Annotated in this window: 8 protein-coding genes; all 8 read right to left on the reverse strand. The window is 42.1% G+C overall.

All coding sequences use genetic code 11. The annotated features are described in order from the left end of the window. Positions 1-4 precede the first annotated feature (4 nt). Positions 5-3,166 carry a SusC/RagA family TonB-linked outer membrane protein gene (locus HMPREF9455_RS12095; RefSeq protein WP_245532188.1) on the reverse strand — a complete coding sequence of 1,054 codons (3,162 nt, stop codon included), beginning with the start codon at positions 3,164-3,166 and terminating at the stop codon, positions 5-7. Positions 3,167-3,229: 63 nt separating this feature from the next. Continuing rightward, positions 3,230-4,381, reverse strand: coding sequence for a DUF4961 domain-containing protein (locus tag HMPREF9455_RS12100; RefSeq protein ID WP_006799988.1), 1,152 nt, complete (start codon positions 4,379-4,381; stop codon positions 3,230-3,232). 11 nt (positions 4,382-4,392) lie between these two features. Continuing rightward, the gene (locus tag HMPREF9455_RS12105; RefSeq protein WP_044216152.1) at positions 4,393-4,848 is read right to left on the reverse strand and encodes a DUF5004 domain-containing protein; all 456 of its coding nucleotides are present in this window, start codon (positions 4,846-4,848) and stop codon (positions 4,393-4,395) included. 40 nt (positions 4,849-4,888) lie between these two features. After that, complete coding sequence (locus tag HMPREF9455_RS12110) at positions 4,889-6,721, reverse strand: RagB/SusD family nutrient uptake outer membrane protein (protein ID WP_006799990.1); 1,833 nt, start codon at positions 6,719-6,721, stop codon at positions 4,889-4,891. A 182-nt stretch (positions 6,722-6,903) separates the two neighbouring features. Further along, positions 6,904-9,231 (reverse strand): GH92 family glycosyl hydrolase, encoded by a 2,328-nt coding sequence (locus tag HMPREF9455_RS12115; protein WP_044216203.1) that lies wholly within the window; start codon positions 9,229-9,231, stop codon positions 6,904-6,906. 30 nt (positions 9,232-9,261) lie between these two features. After that, positions 9,262-11,796, reverse strand: coding sequence for a glycoside hydrolase family 38 C-terminal domain-containing protein (locus HMPREF9455_RS12120; protein ID WP_006799992.1), 2,535 nt, complete (start codon positions 11,794-11,796; stop codon positions 9,262-9,264). A 188-nt stretch (positions 11,797-11,984) separates the two neighbouring features. Beyond that, positions 11,985-13,376: an SGNH/GDSL hydrolase family protein gene (locus HMPREF9455_RS12125; RefSeq protein ID WP_006799993.1), complete on the reverse strand. Its 1,392-nt coding sequence runs from the start codon at positions 13,374-13,376 to the stop codon at positions 11,985-11,987. 200 nt (positions 13,377-13,576) lie between these two features. Continuing rightward, positions 13,577-15,202 (reverse strand): DUF6377 domain-containing protein, encoded by a 1,626-nt coding sequence (locus HMPREF9455_RS12130; protein WP_006799994.1) that lies wholly within the window; start codon positions 15,200-15,202, stop codon positions 13,577-13,579. Positions 15,203-15,327: the final 125 nt, after the last annotated feature.

Here is a 15,327-nt window from a genome sequence, read left to right on the forward strand (position 1 = left end):
AATGCTAAAATTTGATGTTGATCCCTGTGTTGAAGCCACGTAGCGCCGGATAGTTCCTGAAATCTACAACTTCAGGGTCAACCAGATCAAAAGCAGCTTGTGTCCATAAATTCTGACCGCCGACAAATACTTTTACTTTCACTCCGCCAAGATAATTTCGCGAAAATGAATCGGGGAGGGTATAGGCTATATTCAGGTTTTTCAACCGTATGTAATTTCCTGATTTCAACCAGAATGAATTATTCATGCCATTAGGAGCAACATTGTAATTCGGACTTGTGGAAAGTCTTGGGAAGAGAGCTGTTTCAGCTGTTTCCGGAGTCCAACGGTTCAGCACATGTTCATATGCCTGACTGTAAGTATTGCCCCATGCTATGAACCCTGTTGCATATTCCCAGCCTGCATCCGGGAAGTAAATTTCACGGTTGTAAGCGCCTTGAAATAAGGCTGACAGTTCAAATCCCTTGTATTCAAATCCTAAGTTCAGACCAAAAAAACAGAGAGGTTTATTGCCGCCTATTGCAGTCTGGTCATATTCGTTGATTACTCCGTCACCATTCATATCCTTATATTTAAGGTCGCCCGGGACGATATTATAGCCGGAAATAACCGGGCTGTTTGCTACCTCTTCCCTTGTCTGGAAAAATCCTTCGGCAATGAGTCCGTAGCGGGTTCCGGCGGGATTACCAGTCCTACGCATGTATTCTTCGGGAACATTCTGTTCGTCTATGAATAAAATCTTCGATTGATTTATGCTCCAGTTTCCGGTCACGTAATAATTGAAATCTCCAATGTTATCCTGATAAGTTACTGAGAGGTCGGCACCCTGATACCGGACCTTCCCAATATTTTCAGCAGGATAGTTCAACCCGATGAGTTCTATGCTTTTCCCCCTGGTCATTAAAAGATCGAAATGTTTGTCGCTGTATAAATCAGCTGTAATCCAAAGTTTGTTATCGAACAAGTTGGCATCGAGTCCCATATTCAGTTTATTGGCTCTTTCCCATGTCAGGTTCGGATTCGACAAGCTGAGATTTGTTTCGATAAGTCCGACTGCTACATTTTCATACAAGCCCGTATAGTTCGATCCCTGGGGATAATAAGCTCCTGTACCCGCAACATTCACAGCGTTACTTTCATATTGTTGCCGCCATGTGTAATAATTGTCGCGGCCGATACTGTTTCCCGTTTGTCCGAACACCGCACGTAGCTTTAGTTTGTTTACCCAGTCTATGGATTGCATAAATGCTTCCTTACTGATATCCCATCCTAAGCCGAAAGCGTAAAACGTCCCCCATCTTTTACCCGGCGCATACCTGTTCAGGTAGCTTCTGGATACGGCCGCTTGGGCGAAATATTTCTGCTGATAGTCGTATTTGGCTTCTGCATTAAGATTTGCAGGTTTTTCAGGCAATTGATAATTGTCCAAAACCTCTTTTACGTCAGCAAATACATTTCCTTCTATAGTATGCGATTTATTTATCACTTTTTTATAGTCCAGTGCAACCTGCCCATACATATACTGGAAGTTTGATACACCGATGAAGCCATTCCTTTGCGGAACTATACTCCCAAAGCGTTCATAGCCTCTCAACGACCCATCGGGATTCAGAGTACGAAGATAGACAGGTTCCTGCTTGCTGCGGTCCAAGGCACTGCGGCTTTGCGAAACAACGCTTCCTACCATACGCGCCGATAAGCCTTCGGCAAGCCATGCCATGTCGTGGTCGATAACAATATTACCGTATCCGTCGCGCATAATATCTTTTATATAACCCGAACCAATAGTTTTCGCCATCAGGTTATTCTGGTAGCTGTTGCTTCCGCCATAAGAACCATCTGGATTGTAAACCGGATATACGCTTCCGGGAAGCGTGTATATATCGCTCATAATACTGCTTGTGCCTGCTCCCGGCTGATTCCCCTCCTCGATACGCCCTATAACGGTAGCTCCCATTTTGAGCCCCGGTAACACATTTACGTTAATCTTGGAAGTTACCATGTACCGGTCGTATGAGAGGTTGGTATTATAGGTATTCTGCGCGTTTTCGCGTAGCAGCCCGTTTTCGGTGAAATATCCCAAACTAACGAAGTATTGGGCTGTTTTATTTCCTCCGGTTGCGTTTAAGTTATAGGATTGTATATCGGAGTTGTTTTTTAGTATCTGATCGTACCAGTTTACATCAGGGTATGCTATCGGATCTTTCCCGTAGCGGAACGACTCTATGTTATTGGCTGTATATACTCCACTTTTGCCGTCGTTGACCAGAGCCTCATTCAGCAGGTAAGCCCATTGGTAAGATGGGAGCGGCTTAGGTGTCTTTATTGGTTCCTGTATGCCATACCTGCCGGTGAATGATATTTTAAATCCTTCTGCTATCGGTTTTTTAGTAGTAATATACATTACGCCACGCGAACTTCTTCCTCCCAGAAACATGGAAGACAAGGCGTCTTTCTGTACCGAAACCGATTCGATGCTTTCCACATCGAGGTTGAAGAGTTCGCTCTGAAATCCATCGACAACCACTACCGGAGAAAAAGCTCCCCGCAATGAGAAACCATACTGCGTATTGTCGTTATATCCTACTCTGGAATCGTCGGCCTGACCGCCCAGAAAAGCATTGCTAACTGTACTCTGGTTGGTGAAAGTATTCCTGTATCCTCTGCCTTGGGAAACATACAAGCCCGGTAACCTGCCCGATAATGCACCCAGTATATTAGCTGATAATGCAGGAGCTATTTCGTCCGTATAGATAGTGGATGCCGCACCCAGATAAGTTTCTTTGTCTATTGTTTTTCCGTAAGGGACATCCAGATTGGCCGGATTTTTTAGTTTCTTGTCTTTTATATCTACCTTGAATACCGTTCCCTTTTTGATGTCTTTGGGAATCTTGATCTCTTTTATCAGATAATCAGGGTGTGTGAGAACAAGTGTATTTCCAATGACGGCATCGATTCCGAATGTTCCTGTTTCATCGCTTACCGCCTTGTACCCGCTCGTTTTTATGGCTATTTCCACGCCCTGTACAGGTCTCCCATACTGGTCGACAACTACACCCGAAAAGCCGGATGCGTCGTTAGCCGCCTTTTCCTGGGCATAAGCGGTTCCGTACCCTGACAACAACCACCATACGATCATAAGCAAGAAGTAGCAGCTCTTACTCATCTTTTTATATATTGAATTATACATAAATTCCGGTTTTAATTATAAAAAAATTATACATTGATCTCATTTACAAATGAAATTGTAGACAAACGGTTTTTTCTCTCTTGTCGAATGATCGTCGTCTCCGGCCGGATCGTCTTTTCCTGCTTGTTCGTCATCATATTTGTCGACATATCGGGAACCGTCCGCATTTGTAAAATAATATTCGATATGAGTGATAGTCTCGTTTGCTGGTACGCCGAAAAAGCCTTCAGGCCACAGTGTCGCACTCCACATTACTCCCCATCTGGAATCTTTCAGCAACTTTGTTTTGTCTGATATTTCGTCTACTGTATATGTATTACCATTAGCGGTGTGGGCTTTGGCATTCAGGTAGATATTACTTTCATTAATCAATTGGTTATTGTAATAATCACCAATATACCTGAATGTAAGAATATCATTTTGAGTAGCATTGCCCGGAGTCACCTGATAGAAATGATACTGGCAGAAGTCTATCGGTTCGGCGCCTTCGCCATCCGTCACTTCAAAGCAATCGGGGCTCCACATCGCTTTCCAGTGGTCTGGCCCTACTTCATTGCTATTTGGATCATACTCACTTAATCCGTCGTTTTCATAGTTTGCGAAGAATCCGATTTTCGCCCTCAGGTTGTCCGGACCGGTTTTCATTTTTATTTTTATTTTTACGTATACATCATACGCACCGCCTCCGTTATCGATTGTGGCTGCGTCATCAGACACAAATGCCACCCATTGGGTATCGTCCAGTACATTCGGGTTTTCCCCTCCGAATTTGTTGAGGAGCGCTTGATCCCAAGTCAGGCCCGGCTTTCTCGCAGGGGAGGTTCCATCAGGGATCGGCGACATCTTATGTTCTCCCTCCAGATTTTTACCATTGCCGGTACCTTCCCATGTTACTATCGCGTTTTTGGCGTCTGTCCATACTTTTGGAACATTAACGGCTATGATCAATTTATTTATTTGACCGTCTTTATTCGACCCGCATTTTATATACATGACAAATTCGGCGTATTCGCCTGCCTTCACGGAATTTGTCTTATAAATGACCGGCGAGTTGTTGTCCTTATATTCATCATCGAATTTACTCCCATGGTCTGTGAACCATTCTATGCCGCAGGAGATAAATACAATAAGACACATTATACATCCCAATATTCTATATATCAATGTTTTATCTTTGCATTTTGTTTTCATAGCATTCTGTTTTAATTATTAGACGCGCGTTCCAATACATAGGAATATACATTATTCTGACATCCCGGTGAGAACGAGAGGGTTATCTGGCGTTCTCCTTTCACTGTCCGATATTCGAAAAGGGAAATGTTGGATTCGGTAGAAGTTCCTTCCTTAAACAGTAGTTGTGTGGGATACTGGGGGTCGTTTACATTCCATGTCCCGTCCTGACGGACCAGAAATGGAAGGTAATTATCGATGGTATAAGTATTATCGTCATTGAAGGTAATTCTGAAGGCACTGAAATCGACAGCTTTGGTGATTTCTATTCCATTCCTGGCCGCCTTGGTAATATACCATGAACCGGCAAGATTTTTCGCAGGTTCTTCGATGTCGTACCCATTCGAATCTTTAAATTTATCACAGGAAAGGAAAGAGCATACCATAATACAAAGCATAAACATCATTTTTATATTTAATCTTCTCATAATGAATCTTTGTTTACAGAGTTAGAAAAAAGGTTTAATCTTAATAATTAGGATTTTGGATCAGGTTGGGAGACTTGGAGGTTTCCTTATATGGGATAGGCCAGAAATACATTGCCTTCCTGAACACACGTTGACGTACATTGAAACGTGTATACGACTTACCTCCATCAGCTGTCAGCCGGACTTCCATACCTGTCATCATCTGGCTGTCTGTTTGTTCAGCTATTTTCCAACGTCTTACATCAAAAAAGCGATGGCCTTCTATAGCAAATTCGATCCGTCTTTCGTCACGGATGGCCTGACGCATTTCCAGCCGTGTCATATCCGGTTTTAACCCATACATTCCGTCAGCGCCGGCTTCTATTCCAGCTCGTGCCCTGATCGCTTTCAGTACCTCGTATGTCTTATCAGTTGGCGATACTAGTTGAGATCCGTTGCCATCACCCATCTCATATTCGTTCATAGCTTCGGCATAGGCCATGTAAATTTCGGCATAGCGTAAGATAGGAGTTGCCTCATTTTCACCATGCACAGCATTGGCTGCCAAATGACGGCTGACCATTTTGTTGATATAATAGCCAGTAGGCGTACCCTGATGCACGGCGTCTTTTCCACTGGATGAACCATCGGCTTTGCGATAAACATTTATCGGGTCGGGGTTATTGTTAGGTGCTAATGCGATCATTGTCTGGTCGTGGGCCACGGTATTATTGAACCTCGGGTCGCGGTTTGCATATGGATTATTTGGATCATATCCTGAAGCCGGATCGCTGATTGGCTTTCCGTTTTTCATCGGGAACGCATCTACCAGATTCTGATAGATAAATCCACTCTTTGCAGCGCCACGGGATGGAGGCTGAAACCAGCTTTCTCTTGCTACCCGGCCAAGGCTGCGGTCATCGAGTATTGATTCAACGAGGGATGAGGGCTTATATTCGTCTTTTAATGATTGGAACAGAGCATAGAAACCATGTCCCGAATCGGGATTATTGTTGTTGAAAGGATCCATGTGCAATACATACAAACCGTATTGCCCTAAAGAGATTACGTTGTTTGCAGCATCCATAGCTTCTTTCCATCGCATCTTACTATACTCGGGATATCCGACCAATTCGGCAGGAACGTTTGTTCCGGCAACTATATCGCTGTTCCCGTTATAAAGAGGACTGGCGGCCAATAGTTTTATGCGGGCGATCAAAGCCCTGCAGGCGCCTCTTCCCACATGCCCATAGTATGATCCCGTAGGTTTTACGGGCAGATTGGTTTCAGTAGCGGCGGTCTCACATTCTTTAACAATATAATTTACGCAGTCTTCGAATGTATCGCGGGTATCTTTCGGTTTATCTCCGTCAGCGTAGATGGTGTCGCCGATTAAAGGCACGCCCCCGTAATGCCTGACCATAATATGATAGTACCATGCTCTCAAAAAACGGGCTTCGGCTTTGAGGCGAGCCTTACGGGAACCTAGCAGGGGAGCCTGCTCAATCCCTTTAAAGAAGATATTTACCCTCCTGATATTCTGGTAAGGTATCTTCCACGCGTCATCGGTTATAATTACCGGATTGACAGTCCCTGAAGCAAACTGCACATCGGCTATACCGTCCGAAGACATCCTGAATTCGGCTTCGTCGCATGCAGTCTGAAGACCGCCCAATTGATCCGATACAGTACTGAAACGATTACCTTTCACGTCAAAACCCACATCCCGATAGATTTCGGCCAGAAAGCCCTCGGTAAGCGCACTGTCGGAAAAAACCCTATTGTAATTAAGGTCTGTCGTTACGGTTTCGTCGAGAAACCCTTTGTCGTTACAGGAGGAAAAACATCCCCATACGACTGTTAACGTTAATAATAAATATAAAATGTTTTTCATACATATTAATGTATTAGGTTAATAAAAACTTTCTATTTAAATACCCGGAAAACTCTAGCTGTCGATCAATCAACATTGTTTGGATATATCAAATTATGATCCCCTTATAGCCGCTATTTTCATTCCATAAGAAAGTGTATTTGTGATTTACTCCGCATTATATTTCTAAACTTCTTCAAATTTCATATACCCCAGTCTTTGTTTGGTTTGTTACTCATGAATAATTCTAATGTGGCTCCGTCTGCAATAATTGAAAAATCTATATAACAGTTTCTGTATTCTTTTCCATTCAGCAAAGCTTTTTGTATGTATATATTTTCAGGTGAATTATTGTGTGCTATTATGGTAAACTTCCCTCCCTTAAAGTATTTCGAATCCAGCTTATATTCTATCTTGTCGAATACGGGGCTTGTTATCTCCATACGTGTGTCTCCCGGGCACACAGGATGTATTCCGGAAGCGGCAAGCACATACCAGGCCGACATTTGGCCCACATCTTCATTACCCACTATGCCTTCCACTTTGTTGGCATAGGCTTTATCGCATATGTGACGGGTCCATTTTTGTGTAAGCCAGGGTCGTCTCAGGCGGTTGAACAGGAAAGGAATATGATGTACGGGTTCGTTGGCGTGATTATAATAATCGTTCCACAAAAAATTGTCGGGAGTCTTTTCAAAGAGATTGGTAAGATTGGTAACGACCTTATCCTCCCCTCCCATCAATTCTACCATACCCGGAATATCGTGAGGCACAAACCACCCCTGCTGGTAAGAATTAGATTCTATGCAACCGTACCATTCTTTAAACAGCGCATTCTCAGGCCATTCTTCCCAAGAGCCGTCTGCCTTCCGCGGGCGGAACCAACCCTTTTCCTTATCGAAGATATTCCTGTAAGCCTGACCTTTTTCCAAAAACAGTTTTTCATCGTCGCTATTACCCATTTTGCTGGCAATACGGGATATACACCAATCGGCATAAGCATACTCGAGTGTATGGGATATGCTGAGTGACGAAGCTGTATAGCCGAGGGTGTCATTGCCATATTTTTTCGATGTATTCACTGCATACTTGTAGGCTTTGTCTATATCATAATTGCGGATACCCTTCACATAAGCATCTGCCAGAACCGATAAGGCAGGATTCCCGATCATACAGCCCGAGTATGCGTTCATGATTTCCCAGCGCTCGTAATATTCGCGTCCGCTTTGTTCGGCAAGGGTGATAAGTGAGTTCAACTGATCGTTTACCACTTCGGGGTTAATAATGGTTTGCAAAGGGAACTGGCTGCGGAATACATCCCATCCGCTGAATATGGTGCGTTTCGTGAATGTAGAATCGCTGTATATCCGGTTATCACCACCGGTGTAACGTCCGTCTACATCGGTATATATGCGCGGATCTATCATTGTGTGATAAAGGGATGTGTAGAAAATTGTTTTCTGATCGTCGGTTCCTCCCGTAATATTTATTTTGCCCAATTCCCTATCCCAGCTTGCTTTTGCCTCGTTGCGGACAAGGTCGAAATTCTTATCTGCTATTTCCGCTTCGAAGTTCTTGCCGGCACCATCCATATTGACAAAAGATATTCCCACTTTCAGAGTCACCTCCTCATCTCTTTTCGTATCGAACTCGGTAAAGAATCCCAGATGTTTGCCTTCCAGCTCCTTAACGTCTTTGATAATTTTAGCTTCCGATACCCTTTTCAGATAAGGGATGCTTGTAACATCTTTGAGTTTACGTTTCCAGTTGTCGGGTATATCGGCGCTCCAGAAGCCGTACTTGTTCAACGGACGGCTGAATTGCGCATAGAAAAACACAGTATAATCAGTATTGCCTTCTCCATCACCCCATCCGCCGCCATCCGGCGTACACTTCATCCATCCTTGTATAGTGCTGTCGTTGACTACTTTTACATATTGATATGTAGATGTCCCGCCAACTCTTCGAGCCAGGTCTATTTGTATGCGCGACCGTTTATGTTCGGGGAATGTAAATCGTAACATTCCGCTATGCGGTGCAGCCGTGGCTTCTACCCGGATATTATAATCGGTCAGGTTTACCGAATAGTATCCTGCTTTGGCGGTTTCGGTCTTCTTATCGTACAGCGAACGGTATCCCCTTATGCTCCCGTCTTCTTTACCCGCAATTATCTTCAAGTCACCGGTGGTAGGCATTACAAGGAAATTTCCCAGATCGCCGAACCAACCCACACCGCTCATTTGTGTGAACGCAAAACCTTCGATAGTTTTATGTTCGTAACTGTAACCCGGCGAATTGTCTCCTCCTGTTATCGTATTGGGGTTAACCTGAACCATTCCATATGGTGTGGCCGCGCCGGGAAATGTTTTTCCCAGTCCGTGGTAAACTCCGGCAGCACCGACACTGGTACTGGCTCCGATAAACGGATTGACATAATCGGAAGGGGCAGAACTTTTTGTTTTGACTTCCGTGGTGCATCCCGTTATCGTCAGGCAAAGAACCGTTATAAGTGCTGTTGTCATCTTTAGCATAGTATCAATCATTTCAATTATTTTCCTATCTTATCTTTTTATTAATAATGTCTTAATCCCGAAATGGGGTATTGACAGCGATATACTGTTTTTGTCAATTGCATTTTCTGTGATTATATTCCCTCTTAAATCAACTTCTTCCACTGATGATACGGGAAATCCGAACTTCAGTTTCTGTACGGAAGTATTTCCTTCGGCATTGAACAGCCTGATGATAAGATCGTCCCCGTGAGCCTTAAATGCAGTTACCTCATAGCCTGAGTTACCTATGTCGAAATAGGATTTGTCCTCTGTCGCAGTTTTATCAAGAAGCGAAACTACTAACGGTTCATTCCACTTGTTGCTTTCGGTCGATACATGAGATTCTTCCCATTTTCCCGTATGCGGAATGATAGCATATTTCATTTTCAGTGGCGCGGTTATTTTATAATCCATCCCCCATAGTCCGATGCCTGAGTACTGTGCGGTGAGGCTTAACGGATAATTCTCTCCAAAGGCATAAGAGGTTGTATGGTCTGATAAAAGGGTAAAGCCGTATGTTTCGTCCTTATCGACGAGGTCTACCCAGTTAAGTATTATATTGTGCTTTATGCTGTCCCATGTATTGAAGAATGTATTTTTTAGATTGCTTTCACATACATCGAAAGGAGCGTTTTTATACAATTTGGGTGAAGATAAGCCGACAGGGAACATTATATTCAATTTGAACCTGTCGTCTACATATGCCCTCCTGTTATCGCGCCAGTTACTACCTTGTTTGTATTCACCTATGCCAACATTGCTCTTCCAATCTACCGTCAGATCGAAATCGATACGTTTCTGCCCACTATTCAGTGTAATAATCTGCGTGAAAGGGTGGGAAGAAATACTCCCTTCTATTTTCACGATGGTTCTGAGACCATTGTCTTCCAATACAGTTACTTTTGCCCGAGAGTCGGCAGTGGAGTAATATTTTCCTTCCTCATAGAAATGACCTCTCAATTCCCCGAAGCAATATTGGTTGGCAGCATCGATATATTCCTTGTTCTTCTCTTTTTTTGCTATCAGGCTTTTTATTGTTCCTCCCTTTGCAGCGTCGATAACGATTTTATACATATCGTTTTCCAATATATAATCGCCTTTCGGATTATTTTTTACAGAAGAATATGTTTCCTTATTTGGTTTCTCATCCTGTAAACTGTATGTTGCATAACCAAAAGAAGGCACCTCAGCTGTGAAAGTGAGACAGATAGAATCTCCCTCATAGCGGAAGCTGGAAGAAATTCTTTTTTTCTTCGAATCATATACCGCTAATCCCTGCCTGACACGGGTAGCGGGCAGACTTACGGTTACTAACTCCGACCTTTTTGTAGCCAGTGTATTGTATACTTTTACAAAAGACAAGTTACGGGAAAGTGATCCGTTTTCGGAATCATATGTTTTGACAGCCTCTTTGATGATATTATCCGAAATCTTATTTGTTTTGCTTGTCCACAGGGTGATTTCCTGCGCCCATGTGCGATTTTTATGCAGACGGTTGTAAGGCACTATCCATGAGTCGTGATGTTGCGCCAACATCAGGGTACGCCATGCTTCATCCAACGATGTTTCCAACGGGGTATAATTATTCTCGATAGTTGCCATAGCTGCTATTTTTTCGGACATCACAATTTTATTTTCGGATATGCGTACTTCCTGTGCAATCTTCTGAAGAACCTGACTTCCCCACATCAGATTAATATGCATATTTTCCTGTGAAAAGTGTAGATTATCAGAGGTACTACCCACCGACTTACCTTCTATATACTCTTTCCATGTCACGTATACGGAGTTGTTCCTTATCTTATTTCCGTGACCGATCCACGGCCCGTTCTTCCATCCTGCATCCTGATAACACATCCCGACAGGATTTTCTATTCCATAGTCGAAGCATGCCTTGAGATAGGCTTCAGAGTTACCCCATGCCGTGGTTTGCCATGTGGAGTTTTCTTCCAATTCTTCGCAGGCATAGCGCGGCACAGTAAGGATTGCAGTCCCGTCAGGCCCTACCCAGTTAATCAGTTCACCGCCATAGGCTGCCGTATATCCGCCCCAGCAGGTATTCGGACATTTAAGTACGGCATATTTGAATCCGAACGATTTCAGGATTTGTGGCAAACTGCTTGTAAAACAGGGTTCCTCTACAGAATATGTTGTAAAAGTCACATCCGGGAAATGTTGATGTATCTTCTTAATTCCATATTCGAACTGACGTATGATACTTTCCCCTGATATGTTGTATAAATAGGGTTGGGCATAGCTAGGATTCGTAAACTCGATTCTTTTATCCGTTACGATATTTCTGAAATTGTTATATGCAACAGGCTCTTTTACTTTCACTGTATCCCACGTCTCAGGTTCTATTTCGAGCCCGATGCGCCACTCGGGGTATTGGGACAGTTTATCTGTCATAAACTGGGTTACCCACATCGGGTAATGCCCGTAGACACCGCCATGGTAGCCGTCGACAAAGTATGCCTGCTGCTGGGAAGATACTCTTCCGAGTATAGATACAGATATCAGTACAAAAGCAAAAATCCGCTTCATATATCAATTTTGGGTTTATTTTTCGAATACGTTGGTTTATGAAATTGTCGAAGTCCTTTACTCCGGGTGTTCTTCACCCTCCGCTTGAATTTAGATTATAGTTCTCATTCAAGCGTAAGTGAAGTGGTTTTAATATAATTACTCTCTGATTTTTTTTCTTACTTACAATTAATATTCAATTCACAGTCTTAGTTTACGCGTACAAGATTTATCTTTCTTTTCACAGGCGTATTTACTTCATAAATGGCTGAAAGAAGTAAATCCATTTCATCCTGCCATGCCTGTCTTACTTCGGGATACATTGCCTTCGAATAAAGATCGCGCCTGCCGTTAAGCCAGCCATCGCTACCTTTATATTTATCCAGTACCTTGATAGCTTCCCTGGTATTCGGATCGGTTATGCCTTTGTTCAGGAAAAAATTGAACCGCACCCATGCGTATTCACGAAAACGGCACTCTATCTCCCAGCGTTCTTCATTCAGAAACATAACCTTGAGAGCCTGTTGGTACTGTGGCGTATTGGTAAGTGTGGCAAGGTTGATGCCCTCTGCCAGTTCTTTCGCCGACCATGTTCCTATATTTTCCTCATCTATCATTAGTTTATAATTTCCTTTCAGTCCTTTTACAGACAGCATTTCTCTGTTCATTTCATCAATAAACGGAACTGATTTTACCACTTCGGCCTGGCTTTTCTTATATCCCCATCCGCGGGATATTGTATCCATCGGGTATGGCAATGATTTTGCGAGATAGTCGAATGTAATTCCTGTCGATGTTTTTTTCAGGTTGGTAATTTCGCAGTTCGAAGAAGATACGACGTTCATCTTTGAGCCATCTATATTTATGTCAGCAACATCCTTACCTGCAAATCCCTGCTCTTTGAGGAACAGGTAGGCCATTACCATATGCCCGTCATTATCGGGATGGATGCGGTCGGTCCCGCAAAGGGTAAACTTAGGGTCTTTTTGTTGGAATTGCTGATTGATGGCAGTCATAGGCCCGTTGAGATCGAAGAATTCCCATCCGTTATTTTTTGCCGATTCGCGTTGGAAATCGACTATCCTGAGCATTGCCTTATTCTTATTCTTGAAAGGAGTGTTCCCTTCTATAACAGCAGTTTCGTCGTAAGGAGAACTGCCCATGAGTACAACCTTCGCGGTTTCCAGATTTTTGAACCTGGCTTCCATCTGTTTATAAGCGTCATAAGATTCTTTGACCTTTTCGTCCGCAAATTTTTCGGGTTGATCTCCATTGTATTCGAAGTAACCCGAGTCGTTCATGCCGAAAGTAGCTATTATGACTGTAGGATTCTTACTGAAGACATCACCGTCCAGCCGTTTTACCATGTCAATGGCCCTGTCGCCTCCGATTCCGGAATTCATTATCTTAATCCTCATTTCAGGAAAATGAGTCATATAATAAAGCCATATGTATGAGTGATAGTGGCCGGCGTGAGTGATACTGTTTCCCAGAAATACTACTCTTTCTCCATCTTTGAAAGGAGTGACGTTCTGTGCACTTGAGATTGTGCAAAAACATAGTGAAGTGAAAAAGATTACGATGGCAAGTATATTTTTCATCCGTATTAAATTTTAGTTTTTAAGTTATACTTATATGGTTAACATAATACCGCTTCGTGAAGCTATATACAAATATATTTACAAAAAAAGCTCACCCCTGTTCGAAGTAAGCCTTTAAGTAAGTTATTTTTAGATTAAAATATGATGAAAGTATTGTGTGTCAATAATTTATCAATTTAATTTTTATTTGTTTTGGTAAATCAGATAGAACCTTCTTTGAGAGAAAAAGCTCCTATTTTCTTCACTTCTTCTTCAAAACTTTCGCTTTCTACTATAGCCTTTCCTTTTATTTTACTTTTATAATTATAGATCGTCTGAATGGAATAACGTAAGAAGACGGCTATCTGGTTGACATCCGTTATGCCCAATCTTATCAGGGCAAAAATCCGGAGCTCGGTATTTAATTGTTCTTTCTCCAGTTTGTAACGCTCTTCTTTTCTGAGTAAGGCATTGAATTCTTCCACAAAGTTGGGATATATCTTAAAGAATGCTTTATCGAAGGTGGTGTAAAGTTCCTCCACGTCTTTTTCAAAACTGCGGGTGGAAGCAGTCATATTGTACAATTCGTCTATCTGGCCTGCTTTTATCTTACGGTTTACATTTTTCCTGTAATCATCCAGTTTGTCAATATATACGGCACATTGATTCATAAAGTAACCGATATATTTCTCTTTTATAAGGCTTGCTTCGTCCAGTTTCTGGTTGATACTGGCCAACTTTTCATTCATAGCCTTCAGGTTTTTCCTTGCCCGGGATACTATTTTTATCTGCTTGTATATGAAGAATAAAGCGATTGCCAGTACAATAACAAACAAGCTGATAATAACAGCATACGCTTTCAGGTTTTTCTTCTGCTGTTCTATTTTGTTCAGGTATGTATCTTCTATAATAGGCTGTACGCGTGCAATCATCGTATTCCTGAAACGGGAGTTATAGAAGTTTGCATCATCGAGAGCCGCTCTTATATAATTATATGCTCTATTTACATCACCTTTGTTATATAGGTTTATAGCCAATGCCAAAAGCGCCTCGTTTTCTTTCACGGCAAGCTGAGTATCTGTTATTGCAGCCAGAATAAGATACTTTTCTTCCAGTTCGCTATTTTTCAGATATTTATTAACCAATGCCAGACTCATTGCAGACATTGCATAGTTGTGTGTCCGAAGTTCCTGTTTGGAAAATATATCGGATAGTATCTGCTGAGCCTCATTGTAGCGACCTTCATCCTGAAGCTTAAACGCTTCCTCCTTTACATACATATCTGTCCCTACCCCAAGATAGGACATGACTGTATCCCTGTAATGCATTTTCTCTGTCTGATACTTTTTCTCATATTGAGGATCGTCGGTATATTTTATAAGGTTTTCGTAGTATCGTATATATGTCCAGCAATACATGGATTTCAGATGCGTAGGCAGTTCTTTATAATCTATGCTGTTTAATTCTTCCAGAGCCTGAGTGAATGAACCGGACAAGGACAGTACAAAAGAAAGCTTCAGTTTGCTTTGAGATAAAAAATCTTTATTGTTTAATTTTTTAGCTATTTCTATATTTTTATCAATGTATGCAATAGCGGAATCACAAGCAAAAGATTCGTATTCGGCGATAATATCTTCATTTATGCTAAATGTTTTATTCAGAGGAAGACTATTGTTTAATTTTAATTTAAGACGCTCTATTCTTAGTATCTTTTCCTTCATATATGTAGGGCGTTCGGAGATAGTTTTATCCAGAACTCTAAGAAGAGAGTCTATTTCATTTTTGGAATATATGTACCCTGTTGTATTGTATATAATACAAAGTAGGATGAGAAGTGTCTTTTTCATTTAGTTATAAGATTCTTATGTCACGGATAAAAGTACATATAAATCTGATATAATAATCATATGGCAGCGTGATATTTCTTTTGGGTACTGCTTATTCAGGTAAGAGAAAGGAAACCTGCCGTCAT

The organism is Dysgonomonas gadei ATCC BAA-286, from assembly GCF_000213555.1.
Lineage (GTDB): Bacteria > Bacteroidota > Bacteroidia > Bacteroidales > Dysgonomonadaceae > Dysgonomonas > Dysgonomonas gadei.